The sequence below is a fragment of the Azospirillum sp. genome (genome assembly GCF_035627195.1).
In the GTDB taxonomy this organism is placed as follows: Bacteria; Pseudomonadota; Alphaproteobacteria; order Azospirillales; family Azospirillaceae; genus Azospirillum.
Window position 1 is genome coordinate 1 of record NZ_DASPMG010000349.1, and the last position, 22,031, is coordinate 22,031.

The window sequence follows — 22,031 nt, forward strand, 5'->3', positions numbered from 1 at the left end:
CGCCAGCAGGAGCATTCCACCGGCCTTGTCGTGAAGATCGGCTGGATGCACCCGCACCTTCAGAATGTCGCCTTCGGTATCGACCAGAGTTTGCCGCTTCCGCCCGCTGACCTTCTTGCCACCATCATAGCCACGCGGGCCTCGGTCGTGTCCCATCGCGTGGTGTAGCTGTGGGGAACCGGCCCGCCGAAGCGCCCCCACATGGCTGGCGTGGCGGCCGAGATGGCCGCGTCGGCGCGTCGCGTTGGCCGCTCGGCGTTTATCCAAAGAATCAGGTCAATTGCCGGCAGGTGCCGGTACAAATGCATACCAACTTATGAAAAAGCGCGCGCCGTCGGTGCGCGCTACAATAATTTACAAAGTGAATAATTATCGGTCCCGAAAGCCGATTCGCATTCCACATGTTCACATATTGGATGCGAATCGATACGATATCCATTTAGCATAATCATATCCGATTTATCCAGTTGACAGAAATCCACCGCCATGCCAACCATTATAAAATAAACGCCAAGTCAAACTATGCGTGCTCACCGGATGGTGAGCCTCTGTTTATGTTGATGCACCACCTACCTGTTCCTTAGGTGAATTAACTTTGGTAAAGGGTTTGGAGAGCTTCTCAAAAATGATCGCTCACCAGTACTTATAAAGTGTTTGTGACACCTCAAAGGGGATTTTTTTGATAGGTGCGTCAAAATAAGGAGCGCTTAGCAATGCGTCCATTGGCCGTCATGATTTCTGCCGTCCTCGCTGGCACTCTGCTTCAACTCGATATGGGAGTTGCGTTCGCGCAGACGGCTGTTTTCAAGAACCAGCAGAGCAGTCCCTGCAACATCCGCGTCGTCCGCGTACACAGCGGCGTGTCGAACTTCACCGTCGATCCCGGCAAGAGCCAAACGGAAAAAGTCGGCAATGGCGATCAATGGTGCTACAGCTACGACAGCGGGGGCATTACCGATTGCAAGGGTAACGTCGCCAGCGGCATGGCTAGTGGCTGCTTTCCAGTAATTATGGAAGCACATGGCGCCAATTCCTGCTCACCGCAGAATGATCTCGTTAGAAACTCGGCCATGTGCACGAACTAAAGGCCGCTCGCACTAACGCGCTCGGCACCACATCAGTCAACTCCAAATCCTGATCGGCTATCCTTCATTCAATGCCGAGGGCCCCATGACCGTACGCGCGCTCTACACCAGCCTATTCATTCTTCTGATCGGCACGGCGAGCGCAAATCCAGCGCTCGCCTATAAAAAACTTGGTTTGGCTTGGAAAGACGGAAAGCCGCAGGGATTCACGGTCTGTCTGAAGGGGGCACCGCCCGGCGCCCTGGACCGCATCAAGGAAGCCGCTCAGAAGTGGAACTATTCGAAGTTCAAATTCACCTTCGAGGCGGAAAAATGTCTGGATTACGCGTCTAGCGGCGGCGCCGACGGAACAAGCTACATTGAGTTCACGACGATTACGGGGCCTGGCACGAAGCCGGACGACGCCGGCGACGCCACCCCCCGCAATCCGGATGCCGCTCCCCACCTGAAGGAATGCGACATCCGCTTCAACATCAATAAGAAGTGGTACACGAAGGCGACCGGCACCCCCGCTGAGGGCGAGAACGACTTGCTGAGCGTCGCCATGCACGAGTTCGGCCACTGCCTGGGGCTCCAGCACAGCGAAATTTCGGGGACAGTGATGCGGGATCATCTGCTTCTCTCGAAGACGCAGCGGACTCTGACGCAAGACGACATCGACGGCAGGAATGACATCTACGGAAAGCCTTGAGAAAGGGGCAGTACCGTGGAACATGACCGCAATCCACCGACACCGGCAACCGACTCCGACCCTCAGGACGACGTGCCGGTGGCGCAGGAAGCACTCCCCGCCACGCGATCAGGGCTGCGGCTGACACGCCGTAGCGTCCTGGCCGGTGCCGTCGTGTCGGGCGCCGTCAGACCCGTGTTCGGTGCCGCGCCGCCGACACTGGAGATCGAGTATGGCGACCCCCTCCGGAGGAGCCTTCTGTTCGTCTACAGGCCGACGCCGACGGAACGGCACGAGACCCGTCTTGCCACCGCCGCCTTCGGCGATCCCGACGATCCCTCCCCTTCCAGGGCCGCCCGATTCGTTCGCTGGCGCACTCAACAGGGGTGGACGGCGTTGGTTGAGAACGCCTCCTTCCCCGGAACGGCCCCCTACCGGATCCGGATCGACATCGGCTGGGGCGGGACGCTGCCTGATCCGGTGGCGGGCAGCAGCCTGACCATGCAGGTTGCCCTGCCACACGGACGGACGGTCACTCTGGCGACTGGCGCACCGGGGGGCGCCGCGACCCTGATCGACTGGCTCCGCCCCGGTCCCGCCGGCGCGGCAGAGATCGTCTCTGGCGACGTCCCGTCCTCCTTCCTCAAGCGGCTGGGCGGCGTCCTGTTCGGCGAGAGCTTCAGTCTGAATGAGGTGCCGTCAGTGCGGCTGGCGTTCGCCTGTGACGGGTTCTGGCGGATGAGGCCGGTGGGCAAGTCCCTGTTCAGGGCGCTCCCCGACGAGGGGATAGCGCCGCAGTTCGACCGCCTCGCCTTCGGTTTCCTCTCGAACGGGTCTGGGCCGGTGGTGCCCACCGACAAGACGCTGCCCTCTCCACTGACCATCATGCCGCCGGGCACAACGGCCGGCGCGCGACCAGAAGGCGATGTCCGGCTCCTCTTCGAAGGCCAGGGTGCGCCACCCGCGGTGCCGCCCGCGGCAGACGGAACCGAACCGCGCGTGCTCTTCGCACTTGCCGAACTCAAGCCACTCCAGGGCACACTGGCGCTCGGCCGGGTCCCAGGGCGACCGCCGGGGGACTCCCCGCTCACACAACTCATCCTCGAACCGAGCACGGACACCTGTCGACGCGCGTTGGTGGCGTGGCGGAAGTCAGGTGATGCCCCGCCCACCCTCGCCCTGCGCAGCGGTCTGACGCTTTCGGTCATCGAAGCTGGGCGGAATCCGGTGCTCACGCGGTTCCCCTGCTCGACCGGGATCCTCTGGCGCGGGCGCGGGGAGGACAATGCGCTCCATCTCGTCGCGGCGCTGGAACCGCTCCCGACGCAAACCGGGCACGCGGTCGACACCCGCTATGGAACCTTCACCGTCGTTCCACTGCCCACTTACGTCCCGCGTCCCGGCCTGCGCTCGCAGGTTCCGGCGATTCGCATCGCCCGTACCTGGGAACATAACGGCACGCACGCCGTCACGCAGTTCACCGCGCCGCTCGCCCTGCTGCAAGGCGCGATCGGGCTCGATCAGACGGGAATCGCGCCCTACAACCGCGCCATCAGCACCCTGCTGTTCGAAGAGACCGAATGCCTGTTCCGGTTCGCCGGCGTGCCGCTGAACCACTCCTGGACCGGCGTGGCGAAGGCGGGGACCCAACCGCCGCAGGCGGAGGGCGTCGTGTATCTGGGCGTTCCGCCCGAGCAGGACCCGCCTGTGCGCATCGCGCTGGGCCGCGCCCGGCTGTCGATCCGCCGCCCGCGCGACATGTTGTCCCTGACCTATCGGTTCCAGGACCTGCTGCTGGAACGGGACGGCACCAACGGGACGGGGAGCGGCAGCCGCGCACGCTGGTGGATCGTGCCCGACCGCCGCGCCGCGGCCTTCGCCGCCCGACGCCCGACGCTCCCCTCGCCGGAGGTGGCGCCGCGTTGCAGCGGCCCATTGCAGCCGGAAACCTCACCCGCCCGGTACGACGTCGCCCACGATCCTCGGCCGGTTCTGGTGGTCGAGTTCCCGCCTCAGCACATCGCCGAACGGGCGTTCCTGCGACAGTTCCTGCCGGTGCCGATTCCCCCGGCGGCGGCGCCGGAAACGGCGGTGGGCATCGAAGACGCCGTCGTCCTGCGAGACGGCCGGCCGGGCCCGCACGATCCGCCCGAGGAGCGCGTCAAGCCACCGCTCCGCCGGCGTCTGGAACGGCGGGGCAGGATCTCAAAAGACCAGCTCAAACATGCCGGCGCGAGCGACGCGTTCAAGCGCTTTGTGAAAGAATTTGCCGAGGAGGCCGGGAAGGAGGGCCTTCCCGCCGACCAGTGCATCTACGTCGGCGCAGCGTTCCTGGACCCTGCCGCCAGCCGCGTCGCCCGACGGGTTGCACGACGTATCGAACAGGAGCAATCGAACGTCGGGGCCCCCGACCAGTCCTGGGCGCCGGAACTGCGCGCCCTACCCGAGGTGGATCTGCCACCGGACGTGGTGGCCGAGCTGTGGCAGTCCTTTGTCCCCGCAGGGTCGGCCCCAGCTCCGTCCCAAGACAAGCTGCTGGCGGACCAGGAGGGCAACATCGAGTTTCTTGCCAAGCGCGAGGCGTTCAAGGATCGCCGCGACCATGACTACGCCTCCTTCCGGGCCTTCTATGTCTTGGACCGGGCAAAGCGCTACTGCCACCTGTCGGACAAGGACCGGGCTGATGCCCCGAATGCCCCAAAGCGTCCGCCGTTCTTTGCCGGGCGGGAACACTTTCTGCGCTTTCTCGACAAGACCGCCGACGGCGCGGAGCGGCAAGCGGCTGTCAAAGGAATTGCGCTGGATCTCAAGGCCTACAACGCCCATGCGGCAAAGCTTGAGGGCGACGCGTTCTGCATCCCGGTGGAGGCGCGGGTGTCCGGACGCTCGCGTCTGGCGTTCCGCATCCCGGCCGACGATTACGAGGGCGGCCGCCCGGACGTAGAAGGACGCCCCGCGGGTGCCCTCCCTTTCCAACTCGCCGCCCTGACCAACTGGGGCTCGCTCGACCTCGCTGTGGTGCGGCGCGCCGAAAAGCTCTTCGACCCAATGCAGAACGGCCGGGCCGCCCGCCGATGGGATCGCCGCATCAGCCGCGACGACGTACAGCAGCTCATCTTCCAGGGGCTCACCCGCGGCGACGCCGGGTCCATCCGTGAGGCCGAGGGCCGCGCCGACGCCTGCCCCGCCGCCTTCAAGGCACACAACAGCCGCATTACCGGGATCCAGCGTATGGCCGAGATCGCCACGGCGAGCGCGAAGGCCCCGCACTGGAACGAGACCTCAATCGAATTGCCCTTCCGGCTCATGCTGTCGCCAGCCCAGGACGCTCTTTTCCAGACACCGCTTCCCCTGCCTGGCGGCCTGTGCCTGGAGCGCGGTCCGAGCGACCCCGTGCCGCTGTGGTTCGCCCGCTTGGACGAACCAGCGAACGCCTCCAGCCTGCGGGCCGTGTGGTCGCCGGATTACCGTCCCGAGGCCCTTCTGGGAACGGGGATCGGCACGCCGCCACGAGGTCCCTGGGCGCCTTGGGCCATGCCCCGGAGCGTAACCACGTCCGATCCCTTCAGCACGAAGGAAACGCCGGAACAGTTCCGCACCGGCCTCGACGCTTACGACCGTCATGAGCTGGTGGTGCTGTCGTCTGTGCACGGCCTGCCGGTGCGCGGCCGCCGCCAAGCGGATGGCACCCTCGCCCCGAACAGCCAGCAGATGGCCCCGCCCGCCGGCTTCGCCCTGCAGGATGCCACGCCGGAACCGCTCGTCGATGGTGCGGATCCGCAGGACTGGTCGTCGATCTATCAGCCCCAACCCCTCGGGGTGACGGAATTGACGCTGACCGCGCTCGGCGGCACGCTTGAAGCCGACACTTCATTCGTCCCGCCAGCGGCGGCCAGGGTGGGAGTGCGGAGCAAGGGCCGCAGCCTGTTCGATGCCCTGACGGTCGAACGCTGGCGCCAGAGCACCGTCCTTGGCCGCGACATCCGGGTCGAGGTCGTCTACCGGGGCTTTCTGTTCCCCTGCGGGCACCGCGCGTCTTTGGTCAAGCTGACCGAACGGCGGTTCATGAAGCATCCCACGTCCAACGCCCCCGTGGCGTTCCTCGTCCAGCGCCATTTCCTGCGGATCGGATATCCCGAAAAGCGCTACCCGGCCATCGGTCAACCCAACGGCGGCCGACGCTGGCCGGTCGAGCGGCTGGACATCCTCACGCTGGAAACGCCCGATCTGGTCGATCCCGCCGCCGATGTCGCCCCCGCTACGGTGCCGCCGAACACGGGCGCCTACGAAGGCCCGAACGGCCGCATCTTCCTGAGCAGGGACGGGAAGCCGCCGTACCGCTCCGGCTTGGCGTTCTGGCCGCGCACCCGGGCCGGGAACAGCAGCGAAGTGAAGTTCGAGTTCCAGATCGACCGCCGGGGCACCCGCATCAACATGCCCCAGATCTTCGTCGACAGCACCACGGCGAACGATCCAGAGGCATTGCGCCTGCTGGTTCTGCACTACAATAGGCCCGACCCCCGCCGACAGATGCACCATGCCGGCGACAAGCGCCGCTACGCGCCGGAGACGAAGCCAGATGAGACGAGCTTCGAAACCATCCGCTGGGACATCGCTGCCGAGGGCCGCGAACAGTCGCGCCCGGACGACAAATTGGACAACACCAACTTCGACTTCTCCGCCCTGCTGCAGGGGGCCGACCAGCCGCCCTTCTATCCGATCATCGAGCGCTCCGAGATCAGGATCGCCCAGGTCGACCGGATGCTCGGGCAGGCGTCCACGCCGATCGCCACGACCTTCGAGTTCGGGTACACGGTGCACGGCTTCCCAGGTCACGACCTGGCGCAAAGCGAGGCAAAGTCCGACGTTTACCTTCTCTTCGACCAGCCGGTCGCATTCGATCCCGGCACGGCGGGCGACCGCACAGGCGGCACGACGCGCCCGAAGACGACGCTCGTCGCGCTTTCCCGCGACAAGGGTCCCGTGGGTGGCGTGGCCCCCCCCGCGCCTCCCCCTACCGCCCATGGCACCGCCGTCGACGCCAAGCCGGCCACCGCGCCAAGGACGATCGCGCCGGTCAAGGATCTGGACGTCGGCTCCTTCTTCGACCCGGATGCGAAGATCCTCGGCATTCTGACCTTCGGTGACGCGCTGAAGTTCCTGACCAAGGGGCTGCAATCCGCTCCGGCCTTCAAGGAGGTGACGCACTACGCATCGACCCTGCTCGAGGACGCCGGGAAGGACGTCGGCGCCGCTGTCGCCAAGGTGCGCAACAGCCTGCTCGTACCGTTGCGCGACGCGTTGGACGTCCTGGCCCTTGACTGGGCCGAGGCTCTGCGGCCTGCGGGGAACGGGAGCGCCGCTCCGTCCCCGGACTTGGACGAGGCCGTCAACCGGCTGGCAACCCTCTATCCCGATGTCGGCGCCGCCTACCGCAATCTCAGGACAGCGCTCGACAAGGCGATCGACACCAGCCCGGCGATCCGCGATGTGGAGGAGCTGTTCGGGCACTTCGCGGAAATCTACGCCTCGGGCCGCCGCTTCGTCGCGGCCATCGAACGCGTGGCCGCCGACCCGGTGGCTCCGGTACGGGCCGCCGTGCGCGACGCCTTCAACAGGCAGATCAGCGCGTTGCTGGTGACCATCGGCGGCACCACCGCCGAGGTGCTGGATACGGTGCATACCGCCGTGAAGGACGTCGAACTGTCGGTCAATGCCAGGGTCATCGGTTTGGTCACCGCGCCGGAGCTCAAGGTGTGGCGCCGGCTTGTTTTCGCGTTGCCGGTCGCGCCTTCGGGGCCGGACGCCGGACAAGTGCGGGCCACGATGGACGTCGCGCTTGAAGAGGCGCTGAGAAGTAACAGCGGCGCCTGGATCGACGCGCTCGTCCAGAACGAGGACGATCCGGGCGCCGCCGCCCTCGCGATCGCTGTCGAGCTTACCAGGCGGCTGGAGACGAACACCGATCCATTGGTGAAGCAGGCCCTAAACGTTTGGAAAGACAACGGCCGCTCCGCAGGCGAGCGCGTGCAGGGACTGTTGTTCGACGCTGTCATGAAGAGCCTCAGGACGTTCGTGAAAGCCGCCCGCGGGCTCACGGCCTGGAACGACTCCCTGCCGGCGCTGCGGGTGGAACTCCGGAAGGTGGCGGACGAGGCCCTCAACCTCATCCGTCCGGCGCTGGACGACCTCGAACTGAAGAACCGGCGCGTCTGCACAACGATGCTGTCCATCCTGCGGACATCCATTCAGCTCGTGACCCCCGCGACGAGCGCGGCCATGCCCCTGGCAGCGGTCGGGGCGGTCGAGGACAGCGTGCCGCCCCTGGTCGAGTTGGACGCCGCCGTGAGGCGTTATGCCGACCTCGCTCGGCCGCAGGAAGAGGAGCTTGCGCGGTCGCTTGACCGGCTCGGGGATCGGATCGACATAGCCGCCAAGGATCTCTTGGCCGCCGCGCAGGACATGCGCGGCGTCGCCACCGCCTTGGACGAGGCGTCCCGGCAGTTTGCCTCGGTGACCGACGGCGGACTGTCCGACAGCGTCTGCACCGCTTTCGAAGGGACCCTGACGGAATTCCCACTCGACGCCTTGTCGGCCGTGGCCGCCCTGCGGAAGCGGCTGATGGAGGCACTGGCCGCCGCGGCAAAGGCGCTGCACGGCCTGGGGGCACCGTTCAACGACGAAGGCGGCATCCTGGCCGTCCTGCAGGCGTTCGACGGCGATCTGAAAGCGGTGCTTGCGCCGGGGTTGCCCGCGACGCTGGAGGCGGCCCGGATCAACGCCGTCCAAAAGACGGTCGCGGTGGCCCGCCAAGCCACGCGGACGGCCCGGGTGCTGGTCCAGGTCGCGGAGGCGGCGACGAGCCTGAAGGCACTGCCGACGCGGGTCGTCAGCATCCGCGTGGCGATCGAGGATCTGGCGAAGGCGTTCACGGAGGCTGGACAGCAAAGGATCGCCGACACCCTCACCCAGGAGTTCGGGGCCATTCTCGGCAAGCTCGAACAGGCGCGGGCGGATGTCGCGAACGACCTCGACAAGACGGTGCTCCGGCCGCTATCCGAAATCGCGGCGGAGGCGGCCGACACCCGCGAGAAGCTGAACACGACGTTGGCGAGCCTGCTGGCCGTCGCACGGGATGCCGACGCCGTGTTCGCGAAGATCGCCGATTCCCTTGTCAGGCAGGCCGAACAAGTGCTCATCCAGGCCGCCGCGAAGCGGCTCACCGCCAGTGCCGAGATCGCCGCGGGTTTCATCGACGCCTTGTTCACGTTGCTCAACCCCATTCTGCGCGCACTCGCGACCGTTCAAGGCAAGATCGTAAACGAGCGCAACAAGATCCATGCCGGCTTGGTGGCGGCAAGCACCGGTCAGCCCCAGCCGGGCGACCAGTCGCTCGACGGCATTCTCAAGGACCTCGGCAAGGCGACGGTGGCCGACCTCGCCAAGCTGATGCTGGTTCCCCGCCCACCCGAATTGAACAAGTACCGAACGGCACCAAACAAAGACGGCAAACCGGAAACGTCCGACCAGGACTTCCTCACGGCGGAACGCGACGAACTGGCGGGCCATGCCGACAGGAAGGCGCCGTTCACGCCGGAGCACGCGGCGGCGCTTGCGGGGCTGTTCACCGATTGGGCTGAGGGCCGCGCCTCCGCCGCGATCCTGCTCGTCACGTTGTCGCGCATCGGCGAGCGGGTGCTGAGCGGCGACCTGTCGCGGATCGTCGACCTGGAGGGCGCGCGGCGGAGCATCGAGGCCAAGCTCAAGGAAATGGTGCCCGCGCGCGTGGCGCTCAGCTACGATTTCACCGCCCGGATGGAGAACGTCGGCACCCTCTTCCTGCCAAAGGGCGACGCCCGGCTGGCTATCGCCGCCAGGGCGACCTACGACCTCCTCCAGCCATCGACTCCCCCGGTCTTCACGGCGGAAGCGACGCTCGACCCATTCGACATCAACCTCTTTGGCGTGGTGACGCTGCTGTTCGACGGCGCGCGGTTCGTCAACGACAGCCGCAAGGGCTCCGATTTCAAGATCGCCTACAAGGATTTTCAGCTTGGGCCGCAGGCCGCGTTCATCAAGCCGCTGGAGCCCTATTTCAACCCCAAGGGAAGTGGCCCCTACGTCCGGCCGGCCAACGGATATCCTGGCATCGAGGCGGGCTACAGCCTGTTTCTGGGCATCATCTCCGTAGGGTCGCTGTCCTTCACCAACGTGTCCCTGAACGCGTCCTGCCAGCTGCCTTTCGACAACCGCGAAGCCGTTTTCTCCGCCTCGATCGGACGCAAGGACAAGCCGTTCCTCATCTCGGCGCTTCCCTACACCGGCGGCGGGTTCCTGGCGCTCTTGGCCAACAGCCGGCGCATCCTCGGCTTCGAGGCGTCGTTCGAGTTTGGCGGAGGCGGCGCCTTCGCGTTCGGCCCTCTGCAAGGTCAGGGGCGTATCTCGACGGGCATCTACGTGAACCGCGTGGACGCTCCCGACGGGGCGCAGGGAGCGCAGATCGACGGGTTCTTTTACGCCGGCGGCGAAGCGATCATCGCCTGCTTCGCCCTTGCCGCGACGCTGGTCGTACGGATGGCTCAGCAGCGCGACGGCTCCATGGATGGATCGGCCGTTTTCACCTACTCGTTCTCGGTCGGCATCGCCGACGTCGAGTTTCGGGTCGGCGTGCGGAGAAACCTCGGAAGGGGGTTCTCCACCGCTGATATCGGGCAATCCGGTCCAGTTCGCCTGGCCTCGCTCGGCGACATGGGGAGCATGGAGGGCGTGTTGCCCGCGAAGCTCCCCGGCGGCCCCGTCGTCAAAGCGGCGGTGACGTCCCAGGACAGTGACTGGACCGCCTACCGATCCTACTTCGCAAGCAACATCGACGGGTTTGCGGCATGACAAACGAGACGACGCCCGGTCAGTCCGGCCCTCCCACCGACGCGCGGCTCTCCGTCGAGGCTGCCGTGCGCGTCATCGCCGCGGGCGTCTTCGAGCGGCGGTCCAACGGCACGACCACGCGCCGGGTGCGAGCGACCCTCGTCCTCACGCCGGTGCCCGACCCCACTGCGGGTACGCCCGACCTCTCATCCTGGCCGGCCGAGGTCGACGCCGTCCTTAAGAAGGGCGTCACGGTGAACGTCTGGCCACTCGACAGCCGGGCAGGGCGGGATGTCAAGGAGCCAAAATTCAAATCCGTGATCATGACCGCCTTTCGGCACCCGCTGGAAAAGCAGCTCAACGCGCTCTGGCAGACGGCAATGGGGGAAGCGTCCGGGCTTCACGCGGTCGCCTGCGCCTTGACGCCGCCGGCAAAGGCACCGCCGGCCAATCCACCTCCGCCACTAGCCGCGGACGCACCCGCCGACGCGGAGGAGACGATGCCCGGCATCTTCGGCACCGAGCGCAGCGCCGCGGCCGTCGCCCTCAGCCTCGAACGTGCCTACCACATCCTCGACCGGCTGGCCGGCCGCAGCACGGACACGCGGCCGCCACTCCCCCAGGTCGCTGGCGAGCCGGATCCGCTCCCGAAGCCGGACAAGGCGAACCAAGCCAGCATCGACGAGGAGATCGTGAAGCGAAACGCCGACGCGGACAACGCGGCCTGGGACAGGCTGGGCGACAGCCGAACGCGGGCGAAGGCCACGGCGGCGGCCCGGCGGGCCTATCACGAGATGAACGATCCAGTAAAGGCGCTGGAGGCACTGGCGACGACGGCGGACTGTCACGCCGGGCGCCGCTCCCCGGAGGCGTGCGCCCGCGCCCTGCACGCCGCACCGCAGGCCGGTCCGCAGATCGAGGAGGCGCACGCCGCGTACCGCCTCTCCTCCTCTCCGCCGCTGCCCGAACCCGGCAAACCCCAGATCGCAGCCCCGGCGCCGCTCACCGGGGCCAATGACGATTTCGCCCGCCGCCGCCTCTTTGCCCTTCAGGCCCACCCGTCGCTGGCGCGCCTTTTCCGGTTCGTCGTGGACGTCGAATGCGACTTGGAGGTGCTGCTCAATGCCTTCGGCGGCCTCCCTCCCCTCGGCCGCGAGGTCAAGGTCCTCGACCACGACGTCAGGATCCGGTCCAACGCGCTGCCGCCCGAGGCGCTGCCCGAACCGAAAGAACCGGCCGAGCCCCGCTTCCTCCTGCTGTCCGCCACGCTTCCGGCGAAAGGCGGGACTCGGCTGCCGCCGATCTGGACCACCGCGAAGCTGCGCATGGGCGGGCCAGAGGGAACCGGGCCGGCGCATTTCTACCCTTGCACCCGTGAAGAGATTGACGCCTTCGGCGCCGGCGTGGGGACGGACCTGCGTGGCCTCGCGATCGCCGAGCAGATCGACGGGATGGTTGATCTCGGCCAGGAGTCGGCCTGCCCGGACGGACGGGAACCGCGCTTCGACATCGTGACGCTGGATTCCATAACGGCCATCGCCTCGGACGAGAATGAGGAGCGTGCGCGGGCGCTGCGCCCGGCCAACGGCACGGATCCGCCACGCGGCACCCTGCGCACCATGGGGCTGGCCCTCATCGACCGCTGGCGCCAGAACCACGTGATCGCGCGCCACGTCGTGGCGGCCAGCCAACCGACTGAAGAGACCCCCTCGACGGGAGGCTTCAGAAACGGCATCCTCTTCGACGCCTCGGACCTGACCGTCGGATACAAGCTCGATGTCGGCGTGCTCTCCAAACGCGACCCGAAGAATTCGCGTCGGCGCTGGCACACGCTCATGCGGCGCAACGTAGCGTTCCGTCTCGGCGCCGGTGACGGCACCGGCGAGGAACCGCCCATCGACAAGGCCATCGACCATCTCTACCCTGACAAGCTGGCCCGTCTGCGCGCGGACGACGGCATGCTGACCGTTGCCGCCGCGTGGCGCGAGGATCTAAAGATCCCCAAGGCGCACATGAAGAGGGCCGTCTTTACGGAGGAAATCATCGGGGCGTGGCGCGGCGACCCCCTCGGGCTGGCCTGCACGCCGACCGAGACGACGCTGGACGCCCGCGACCTGAAGATCGGCATGGTGTTGTCGCTGCCAACCAACCGGGGCGACCAGGACTTCACACCGCCACCGCTGCGGTTCGGCTGGCGTTACCATTTCGGGCTGCGTGCGGTCTATGCGGGGGGCGTGTCCATTCCTCTGGAACGGGCGCTTGGCCATTACGAACGGAGCCATGACGGCAAGCTGGTGCTGCCGCCGGTCTCCGAACCGGGGCGGATCTATCGCCGGCACGAGCGCATCGACACTCCCATCCTTGCCACGCCGGAATGGGCCTTCGTCGCCCCTGGCACCCAGCCGGTCCGGAACCGGAACAAGGAGGTCCAACTGCCCAGGCGGACCACGGCGGAGCAGACGAGGCGCATGGTCGTGCGCACCATCCGGGACAGGGACAACGCCCGGCTGCTTGGCTTGGCCGAACCGAAGCAGGGCGGCACGGCGCAGGAGGCGCAGATTGCCCGCCGCGTTTTGATCCCACCCGCTGTTGGGCTGGACTTCGCCAGCATGCACGGAGTGTTCGACGACGGCGCCGAGATGGAAAGGAATGTAGTACGGCTGGAGCCCCGCTGGCTGCGCTCTGGCCAAGCGGAGCCCGATGAGATGGTGGCGGTGGAATGGGTCCCTCGGTGGGATCGCCAAGGAAGCGAGCCACGTCAGGTCTGGACGAAGGAGCACGTCGCCTGGCGGCGGACGGTCATCGCGTCACGCCCCAAGGGCGGCCTGTCGTGGGTCGACTACAACGCGGCGTGGGGTGGCTTCCCGATCTTCCGCATGAAGCACGCCCGTTCATCCGCGCCGGATCCGCAGGAGGGCGCGCCGGTCCCGCTGCCGTCGCCGGAGTTGACGGATCTGGGGGAAATCGTCGATCGCGGGGACTCGATTCCACTGACCTTCTCTGGTCCCGGCAACATCAAGATCAAGGCCGATCCGGAATGGAGCGCCCGGTCCGGGGTGCCGTCCGGCTCCGCCGTGTTCCGGCCACTGAACGGTGGGCGCGCCAAGGAGCCACGGCGCACGCCGTACTATCCCGACCCAGCCGCCACGCACCTCGTACTCCAGGTCGAGGTCAAGGGCGGTGAGCGGCAGGCGCTCTTCGTCCAGTTCTACGGCGGCGAAGCCAGAGAGAACACACCAAAACCCCCGCAATATCCCCATGTCATACCGGTGGTTCTGGACGTCGTCCGGCAGAGCAATGGTCCGCGCGCGCTGATCGCCTTCGCAGATGGCAAGCGCAATAAGGTGTGGGCATACAGCGACAAGGCTTCGTTGGACCCGCTGCACGCTGGGGCCGGCGGCGCAGCCCCGGCGGTACGTCACGTGATCGTGCAATTGCAGCCGGGTGAGGAGGCAACGATCCGGGCGTGGTGCATCCCAAGCCCGGTGTTCCTCCAATTCATGTTCGAGGGCACGGAGTCCGCGGCCGCGCTCGCCGTAGCCTGCGGCTGCGGCGCCGGCGGTATACCCCCCGACCCGGCCGCCGTCAACCGGGCGTGCCAAGCCGGGATGGCCGCCCTGTGCGGCGATCCGCCAGCCAAGTCTGATGGGGCACCGCCGCCTGCCGGTTCGGTGTGCGGGCAGGGCGTGGGCGGACTGCGGCTGCCCACCCAGAGCGAGATCAACAAGATCGCGGATCGGGTCCACCGCTTTATGCAGGAAAATCCGATGACGGAGATCGCCGCCGTGGAGGAGATCGAGGCGGTGCACGCCGTCGACCTTCCCGAGGATGAGCCCACCTTTGTGGCCGACGCGCAAGCGCCCGTCCGGCTATTGCGCGTTCCTGCCAGTCGCATTCAGGCGATCCTGACGGCTAAGGCAGGAACCGAACCGCTGCGGGATCCAAGGCGTTGGAGCTTGAAGGAGCAAGTCCCGGAAGCGGTGGACGTGCTGCTATCCGGGCGGGTGCGCCTGCACGGCCCGACAACGGGGGCGATCGAGATCCTTGCAACCACCGCCGCCGCGGCCCGCGGGCGGTTCGACGACACCGGTCGTGGCCGCAGCCGCGATGATCGAGCCCGCGGCATCTGGCCTCAGCCGGACGGGCGGGGCCTGACGCGCCCGGAGGAGGTGTTTGGCTTTCTCCCCCATTCGGACGGCCGCGTCACCCTTCGCCGTGAAACGGTGCCCCTGTTGCGAATCGAAGGTTTCGGACCAAAAATCAATGAGATCGACCTTCTGCAAGCGCAAGAATGCGCGGCACACGGCGGCGACATTCGTGCCTTGCGTTTCCCCTTCCCCGACGGCCGCGCGCGCTATGTCGAGCTGTCCGTCGTAGCTGTGTCGCGACATGGAAGCGTTCTGCGCACCCGTTACGACGAGCTGCCGGAAATTCTCACCACCCCCCAGCCGCAACGTCCAGAGTCTAGGCCGCCCCCCTCCGCGACACAGTACGGCCCGCCGAGGATGGCCGACGCGCGCCTCACCTCAGCGGCACGCCATTCTCGGGGGCTGTGGCTCCCCGCAACCGTCCGGCCCGCCCGCATCGTTCCACTAAGCCTGATTCCGTCGTTCCGCTGGAGTGAGGCCGTCAGTTCCACCGCGGGTAAGGACATCGCTGGCGACGGCGTCGGCGTCACCACTCGCGGCCGGCTAGGGCGAGAGGTGAGCGTGACGCGCCGGCCCAACATTCGCGTCCGGATGCAACGTCCCTGGTTCAGTTCCGGAGAGGGCGAGCGGATCGGCATCGTCCTGTGGCCGCCGCATCTTTTCGACCTGGACGCACAGGATGTCCGGCAGGACGTGATCCGGGAGCTTGTGCCGGGCGCCCCACCCATCCAGCTCAACGACCTGCCGGACGATGGAGGCAACGTCCTGGGGCTGCAGGATGCCGACCTCGGTCCTGGTGGTGCCTGGGTGACCCGCTGGGGTGCGGATCCGATCCGCCCCGGCAACCTGCCGCAAGGCTGGCTGCTGTCCCCCGACAACTTCAAGCGGCTTCACTGGGGGCCGGAAGCCGACTGGACGAACCCACCAGGGGAGGAACTGACGGACGGCGTGATCGTCCCGCATGCGCTCATGCCCGTTCCGCTCAGCATGGATGCCTTGGAGTCGCGTGCGGTCAGCCCGCCCGGCGGCTTCATGTCTGTGACGTTGGTGACCTACCAAGCGTTGTTCGATGCCGAGCAGGAAATCTGGTACGCCGATGTTGAGTTGAACGCGCTGGGCGTGGACTCGCCTTTCGTCCGCATGGGCCTCGTGCGCTACCAGCCACATGCGCCGACACCGCTCCGTGTTTCCGAGCCGACAATAGGCTGGACCCAGATCCTGCCAGTCCGAACAGTGAAGGCCATCGCGGAGCCCGACGGTCCGGAGACGACCCGCATCATCGTCAGGGCATCAGGCGCCGCCCGTGAACGTGGTGACAAGGGATCCATTCCCGAGACGAGTTCCGCGCAACGCTCCGTCATGCGGATGATGCTCGTGCGCCGGCACAAATCCGACGGTCAGGATCACGGGGAAACGGTGGTCGCTGAGGCGCTGGCCCGTTCGTCCATAGACGACAACGGCGTTCGCGAATGGTGTGAGGAATTCCAAGTAAGGACTTCGGACTTCCGGGCCAGAGGCTTGGCATGGCTAGTCTATGTTGAGGAGGTCGACCGCCTGCGCCCGGCCACGTACGTCGATGAGCCGCGTCCTGACACCGCAGCCGATGATGATTTCGCAGAAACCGGTCCCCGCTTTGCGGCGATGCTCGATCTGGAGGAGATCCGGCACGGGTAGGGAGATTGGAAAGATTCTGTCATATATTAGTGCTTAAGTATGCACAGAAAGCGGTGCTCTGGCCCCATTTTCCGGCGAGATTGGGGTGGAGCGAATCTTCCAGATTGAATGATCGGGAGAACGGTTTGTGTGTAAGCGTCTCTGTGGGCTGCCTTATCGGTTGCTGGAGCCCCTCATGCCGCCCGCCAAGCCGGGAGGGCAACCGCGGTCGGTGGAATGCGCCGCTTGCTGGATGGTCTCTTCTACGTGGTCCGGACCGGCCGCCCCCTCCGGCGTTTCCGAAGTGGCAGACGGTGTACTGGCACATGCGGCTGTTCCAGCGTACGGGCGTCTGGAAAACGATCCGCCACCACCTGCTGGTCATGCTGAGCGAGCGCGAAGGGCGTGAGGCCAGCCCGAAGAACTGCCGGAGGTTTCCGAGACCATGGCCACCCTCGCCATGATCCGCCTCATGCTCCACCGCCTCTGCGGGACGGTGAAGGGTAAGCCGCTCCATCCGTTCGATAGCTGGCTGAGCGAGGCCGAGGTCAATGTGCTGGCAGGGATCCGCCGCATTGAGGAACCGGTGCGCGCCGCGCTGAGCGAGCCATGGAGCCGCGGCTAGAGCGTTTCCGATCGAGCTGAATCGGAGAGGTTGGGGGATTCACAAGGCCCGTCGGATCGGCGAATCTGGGTGTGTGGTTGAACGGCCCGGAGCTGGACATGGCGGCGCCCTATTCGCAAGACCTCAGAGATCGCGTTGTCGCGGCGGTGTCGGGCGGCTCGTCGGCGCGCGCCGCCGCGGCGCGCTACGGGATCAGTGAAAGCATAGCCATCCGCTGGGCACAGCGCTTGCGCGCGGAGGGGCATGCCGCGGCGCGGCCGATGGGCGGGGATCAACGCTCGCGCCTGACCGGCCACCGCGACGCGGTGCTGACGCTGATCGCCCATCAGCCCGATCTGACGCTGGAGGAGATCCGCGCCGCGTTGAGCGCCCGCCATGAGCTGAGCGTCGGGCTTGGCACGGTGTGGCGCTTCCTCAAGGCGCAGGGCCTCACGCTCAAGAAAAAGCCTGCACGCGGTCGAGCAACAGCGCGCTGACGTCGCCGAGGCGCGGCGCGCCTTTATCCGCCGCCAGCCGGCGCTCGATCCCGAGCGCCTGGTGTTCCTCGACGAGACCTGGGCGAGCACCACCATGGCACGGCGCCGGGGCCGGTGTGTGCGCGGCTTGCGCCTGCTGGCTCCCGTCCCGCATGGGCATTGGAAGACGACCACGCTGATCGCCGGCCTGCGCACCAGCGGCATCACCGCGCCCTATGTGCTCGACGGGGCGGTCAACGGAGTGATCTTCCGCGCCTACGTCGAGCAGGTCCTGGCGCCGACGCTGAGCGCCGGCGACATCCTCATCCTCGACAACCTGCCCAGCCATAAGGTCGCCGGCGTGCGGGAGGCGGTCGAGGCGCGCGGCGCCCGGATCCTCTACCTGCCGCCCTACAGCCCCGACCTCAATCCCATCGAGCAAGCCTTCGCCAAGCTCAAGGCTCTGCTGCGCAAGGCCGCCGAGCGGACCCGCGACGGTCTTTGGAGCGCCATCGGCCGCACCATCGATCTCTATCAGCCAGACGAATGCCGGAACCTCTTCAGAAACTCCGGCTATGCAACCTGATCGGAAATCGCTCTAGTGGGCCAGCGTGCTGTCCTTCAAGTCCGGCCGTCGTCGCCCCACCGCAATGGCCCAGCAGAGCAGCCGGCGCAGGGCCGGGGCGAAGCACGTCTCACCGGCATCGATGGCGTACTGGACGTCGCGCAGGACATGGGCGAGGCAGACCTGGTGGGTATCGGCGTGGCCCTGCTGGGCGCCCCAGCGATCCGACACCCAGCAACGCGGCCGATGCTCGCCCAGCACCTCGGTGATGACCTCGCGCCCCGGTCTCGTCGCAACCAATGACGGTGGCTTGGCGTAGCCGCTCCACGATGGCAGCCTCGGCTTGGCCGAGCGGGCGGTTCGCCCGGCGTAGCGTATTGGCGATGGCGCCCTCGCTGATGCGCAGCCCAAACAGCTCGGCCATCAGCCGGGAGAGCCGATCGTAGCCAACCGTGTGCTGGTGATGCAGATAGGCCAGCATCGCCACGATCGACGGGCCGAACGGCGACCCGGACGGCATCGTTTCGGGCGGCGTGGCGCGCACCCGGCGCCGACAGGCCGGACAGCGCTGCCCGAACAGCCGCACCCGCGTGATCACCGGCCGGATGGGCGGCAGGTCGATGTGATCATAGGCGTGACGCAGCCGCTGGGTGTCGGCGGTCACCGCCGTGCCGCAGCGGGCGCAGGCGTGCGCGTGGCAGTCCACGACCTGATCGGGATCGGCGGCCAACGCGCGCGTCACCCCGGGCCCCTTGCGTTTGCGCCGCGGCTTCTTGGGACGCGGCGGACGGTTCGCCTTCTGGCCGCGCGAGGGTGGCAGGCTGGAGTTGTTCGGCGTCTTCGGGGGCTGGTTCAGCTTCGCCTCGAGCGCCGCGACGCGCTCCAGCAGCGCCAGGATCAGCGAATCCTTCTCCTCCGGGCTCGGGCGGGACAGATCGGGGCGAGTCATGGAGAGGTTGACTCATATCCAAGCCCGCCAGGCAATGTCCCGTTAGGGGCACCCCCAACCCGGATCAAACCCGACGGCGCCCATCACCGGCCCCCCCTGAGCAATTACGGGCCGCATAATCCGGTGTCCACTCGCGCGGGGGAAGCTCACCGCGTCGCGTCAAGGAGGCGGTGGGCATGATTCACGCTCGGGAATGGCCGGGGGTCAGCCGAAGGTGTCGGCGGTGATGGCGCGGTACCAGCCTTCGCCGTACAGCGCCTCCTTGCGGCGGAATTCGGCGTCGGCATCCTTCGGGCTGACGCCGCCGGAGTTCGGCACCTCCTCCGCCACGCCTTGCGCGTTCACCCGGTAGACGCCGGCCACCGAGATGCCGTAGCCGTCGCCGATCAGGCTGTAGCAGGTGTTGATGAACTGCGGGTCGGGCAGGCTGGTGCCGTTCAGCGCGGCGACCACGGCCGCCGCCGCCACCTTTGCCTGCGCCGTGGCGCAGAAGGCGGACTTCGGCATGGCGCCGGGGATGCAGGCGTCGCCTACCACGTGGATGCCCGGCACCTTGCGCGATTCGAAGGTGCGGTGGTCGACCGGAGCCCAGCCCTTGTCGTCGGTGACGCCGGCCGCGTCGGCGATGGCGCCGGCCTTCTGCGGCGGAATGACGTTGACCACGGCGCCCTTGTGGCGCTCGCCGAACTCGCTGACCAGGACCTTCTCCTTGGGCTCGACGCTCACCACCTTGCCGTCGCGGCTGGCCGGCACCCATTCGATCAGGCCGGGGTAGAGCTTCGTCCAGGCGTCGGTGAACAGCCCTTGCTTGGAGAAGGCGTCCTTGGCGTCGAGGATCAGCAGCTTGGAGCGCGGCTTGTGCGTCTTCAGGTACTGCGCGATCAGGCTGGCGCGCTCGTAGGGGCCGGGCGGGCAGCGGAACGGGTTGGCCGGGGCGGCGATGATGACCAGCCCGCCGTCCTCCAGCGCCTGCAGCTGGCGGCGCAGCAGCGCCGTCTGCGCGCCGGCCTTCCAGGCGTGCGGCAGCACGTCGGCCGCCGGCTCGTCGTAGCCGGGCACGGCGTTCCAGCGGATATCGATGCCCGGCGACAGGATCAGCCGGTCGTAGGGCAGGGTGAGGCCGCCGGAGACGGTCACCGTCCTGGCCGCCGGGTCGACGCCGGTCGCCGCGGCGTGCACGACCTTGACGCCGTGCTTCTGGCTCAACGCGTCGTAGCGGTGGGTGATGGAGGGCAGGTCGCGCAGGCCGCCCAGCACCAGGTTGCTGAACGGGCAGGTGACGAACTCCCGGCTCGGCTCGACCAGCGTCACCTCGATGGCGGGGTCGAGGCGCCGGATGGTCTTGGCGGCGGTGGCGCCGCCGAAGCCGCCGCCGACCACGACGACGCGGGCTTTCGCGGCGCCGGTGGTGGCCGCCCGGGAGGCGGCGGGGCGGAACAGCGACAGGCCGGCACCGGCGCCGGCGGCGGTGAGGAGGGAGCGGCGGGTCAGGGAAGGCAGGCGGTTCATGGGGCGTCTCCTCACTTCACGGCGCCGAAGTGGTCGGCGATGGCCTTGATCTGCTCGGGCGTGAAGCCGGCCGCGATGCGGTTCATGACCGTGCCTTTCAGCTCGCCCGACCTGTACTTCAGCAGGAACTCGGCCACCGCGTCGGCCGGCCGGCCGTGGATGGCGGGAATGCTGCCGGGGCTGCGCCCATCGGTGCCGTGGCAGGCCGCGCAGGGCCCGGCGAGAAGCGCGCCCTCGCCGACGGACACCGCCTTCGGCGCCGTCGTTTCGGCCACCGCCGCGCCCGCCGTCATCAGGCCGGCGATCAGGGCCAGGAAGGCCGGACGCCAGGGATCGTGAAGCATTGGTTGGTTCTCCCCCTTGTTCTTTGCGTGTGAGTCCTGGCAATGCCGTCAGGCGGCGTCTTCGTCCGCGGCGAGTTCCTTGCGCAGGTGCTTGAGGGCCGGCGTGACGATCGCGATGAAATAGGCTTCGCGCAGACGGCGTTGGGCGGCACCGTTGCGCACGTAGCCGCGCGCCCCGGCGTGCAGCATGGCGGCGTTCGCCGCCCGCAGCGACGCCTCTCCGGCGGCCAGCCGGGCCTGAAGGAGGCGGCGCCGGTGTTCGGGTGCCTGTTCGTAGGGGCTGGCGGCCAGCGCCTCGACCTCGCGGGTCAGCGCGTCCAGCGTTTCGCGGATCGCTTCCGGACGGTCCGGCAGATAACGGTTGACGTGCTCCAGAGTGCGGTCGGACTGCTCCATGATGTCGAGGCAGCCGCGGATCAGGCCCAGCGCCATGCCGGCCTGCAGCAGGATGAAGCCGGGCCGGATGCGGGCGACGAAGGGTTCCGCCGGGTCGGCCAGCACATGGTCGTCGGGTACGAAGACGTCCTTGAACAGCACCGAGTACGTGCGCGTCCCGTCCAGCGCCACGAAGCCGACCTCGCCGAGCTTGACGCCCTCCCACGCGCAGTCCACCAGCGCCATGACGCGCCGGCCGCTGGCCACCTCGAAGATCGTCCCGAACAGGTGGCCGGGGCCGAGGTTCGACACCCACGGCAGTTGCCCGCGCACCACGTAGCCGCCGTTCACCGCCTCGGCCGACAGGCGCAGCGGCTCGATGCCGGACAGCGCCTTCAGGGGGTTGGACAGGCCAGTGCCGCCCAGCCGCTCGCCCCGCGCGGCGGGGCCGAGCAGGCGGTCGCGCAGCGCGTCGTTCCCGGTCGACACCAGGTACCAGACGAGCGCGTCCTGGCACCACGTGCAGAATGCGGTGGACAGGCACTCCCGCCCGACGCGCGCCATGGCGGCGATGGCCGGCGCGAGGCGGCCCGGCCGCCCGCCCGGGCCGGCGGCGTGCGCGGCAAAGGCGCCGGCCGCACCCAGGGCACGCAGCACCGCCTCGGGGTACAGCCCCTCCTGGTCGATGCGGCGGACGAGCGGCGCGAGGTCGGCGTCGACGATCCGCCCGACCTCGGCCAGGAGGTCGGATGGGGTGGCGGCAAGCGTGGCGGCGGGCATGGCCGGGC

General features: G+C 67.7%; 10 protein-coding genes and 1 pseudogene. 6 read left to right on the forward strand and 5 right to left on the reverse strand.

From position 1 onward, the window contains the following. A pseudogene (locus tag VED21_RS30855) lies at positions 1-141 on the reverse strand (transposase); the annotation flags it as partial. Positions 142-713: 572 nt separating this feature from the next. On the opposite strand from VED21_RS30855, the gene VED21_RS30860 reads away from it, so the two are divergent. The 6 genes from VED21_RS30860 to VED21_RS30885 all read left to right on the forward strand — a co-directional run bounded on the left by VED21_RS30860 (position 714) and on the right by VED21_RS30885 (position 18,087). Next, positions 714-1,085 (forward strand): hypothetical protein, encoded by a 372-nt coding sequence (locus tag VED21_RS30860; protein ID WP_324889381.1) that lies wholly within the window; start codon positions 714-716, stop codon positions 1,083-1,085. Between the two features lie 85 nt (positions 1,086-1,170). Then, entirely contained in the window at positions 1,171-1,776 is a 606-nt protein-coding gene (locus tag VED21_RS30865; protein ID WP_324889383.1) for a matrixin family metalloprotease, read from the forward strand. A gap of 15 nt (positions 1,777-1,791) precedes the next feature. Continuing rightward, a complete protein-coding gene (locus VED21_RS30870; protein ID WP_324889385.1) occupies positions 1,792-10,641 on the forward strand; it encodes a hypothetical protein in 8,850 nt (2,949 codons plus the stop codon). Then, positions 10,638-16,442, forward strand: coding sequence for a hypothetical protein (locus VED21_RS30875; RefSeq protein WP_324889386.1), 5,805 nt, complete (start codon positions 10,638-10,640; stop codon positions 16,440-16,442). The genes VED21_RS30870 and VED21_RS30875 overlap by 4 nt, the downstream gene beginning before the upstream one ends. Before the next feature lie 424 nt (positions 16,443-16,866). After that, the gene (locus VED21_RS30880; RefSeq protein WP_324889387.1) at positions 16,867-17,046 is read left to right on the forward strand and encodes a hypothetical protein; all 180 of its coding nucleotides are present in this window, start codon (positions 16,867-16,869) and stop codon (positions 17,044-17,046) included. Positions 17,047-17,144: 98 nt separating this feature from the next. Continuing rightward, a protein-coding gene (locus tag VED21_RS30885) for an IS630 family transposase (RefSeq protein WP_324889389.1) occupies positions 17,145-18,087 on the forward strand; the annotation gives its coding sequence in 2 pieces (ribosomal slippage) (positions 17,145-17,486 and positions 17,488-18,087; 942 coding nt in all). A gap of 109 nt (positions 18,088-18,196) precedes the next feature. Here VED21_RS30885 and VED21_RS30890 read toward each other — a convergent pair. The 4 genes from VED21_RS30890 to VED21_RS30905 form a co-directional block, all read right to left on the reverse strand. After that, positions 18,197-19,015, reverse strand: a complete 819-nt coding sequence (locus tag VED21_RS30890; RefSeq protein ID WP_324889390.1) for an IS66 family transposase — start codon at positions 19,013-19,015, stop codon at positions 18,197-18,199. A gap of 204 nt (positions 19,016-19,219) precedes the next feature. Continuing rightward, on the reverse strand, positions 19,220-20,524 hold the full coding sequence (locus VED21_RS30895) for an NAD(P)/FAD-dependent oxidoreductase (protein WP_324889391.1): 1,305 nt from the start codon (positions 20,522-20,524) through the stop codon (positions 19,220-19,222). An 11-nt stretch (positions 20,525-20,535) separates the two neighbouring features. After that, positions 20,536-20,868: a hypothetical protein gene (locus VED21_RS30900; protein ID WP_324889394.1), complete on the reverse strand. Its 333-nt coding sequence runs from the start codon at positions 20,866-20,868 to the stop codon at positions 20,536-20,538. Positions 20,869-20,916: 48 nt separating this feature from the next. Further along, entirely contained in the window at positions 20,917-22,023 is a 1,107-nt protein-coding gene (locus VED21_RS30905) for an acyl-CoA dehydrogenase family protein (protein ID WP_324889395.1), read from the reverse strand. Positions 22,024-22,031: the final 8 nt, after the last annotated feature.

Bases quoted from the DNA above. Each gene is read 5' to 3' on its own strand.
- VED21_RS30860 (WP_324889381.1), top strand. From the start codon at position 714: ATGCGTCCATTGGCCGTCATGATTTCTGCCGTCCTCGCTGGCACTCTG.
- VED21_RS30865 (WP_324889383.1), top strand. From the start codon at position 1,171: ATGACCGTACGCGCGCTCTACACCAGCCTATTCATTCTTCTGATCGGC.
- VED21_RS30875 (WP_324889386.1), top strand. From the start codon at position 10,638: ATGACAAACGAGACGACGCCCGGTCAGTCCGGCCCTCCCACCGACGCG.
- VED21_RS30880 (WP_324889387.1), top strand. From the start codon at position 16,867: ATGGCCACCCTCGCCATGATCCGCCTCATGCTCCACCGCCTCTGCGGG.
- VED21_RS30890 (WP_324889390.1), bottom strand. From the start codon at position 19,015: ATGACTCGCCCCGATCTGTCCCGCCCGAGCCCGGAGGAGAAGGATTCG.
- VED21_RS30895 (WP_324889391.1), bottom strand. From the start codon at position 20,524: ATGAACCGCCTGCCTTCCCTGACCCGCCGCTCCCTCCTCACCGCCGCC.
- VED21_RS30900 (WP_324889394.1), bottom strand. From the start codon at position 20,868: ATGCTTCACGATCCCTGGCGTCCGGCCTTCCTGGCCCTGATCGCCGGC.
- VED21_RS30905 (WP_324889395.1), bottom strand. From the start codon at position 22,023: ATGCCCGCCGCCACGCTTGCCGCCACCCCATCCGACCTCCTGGCCGAG.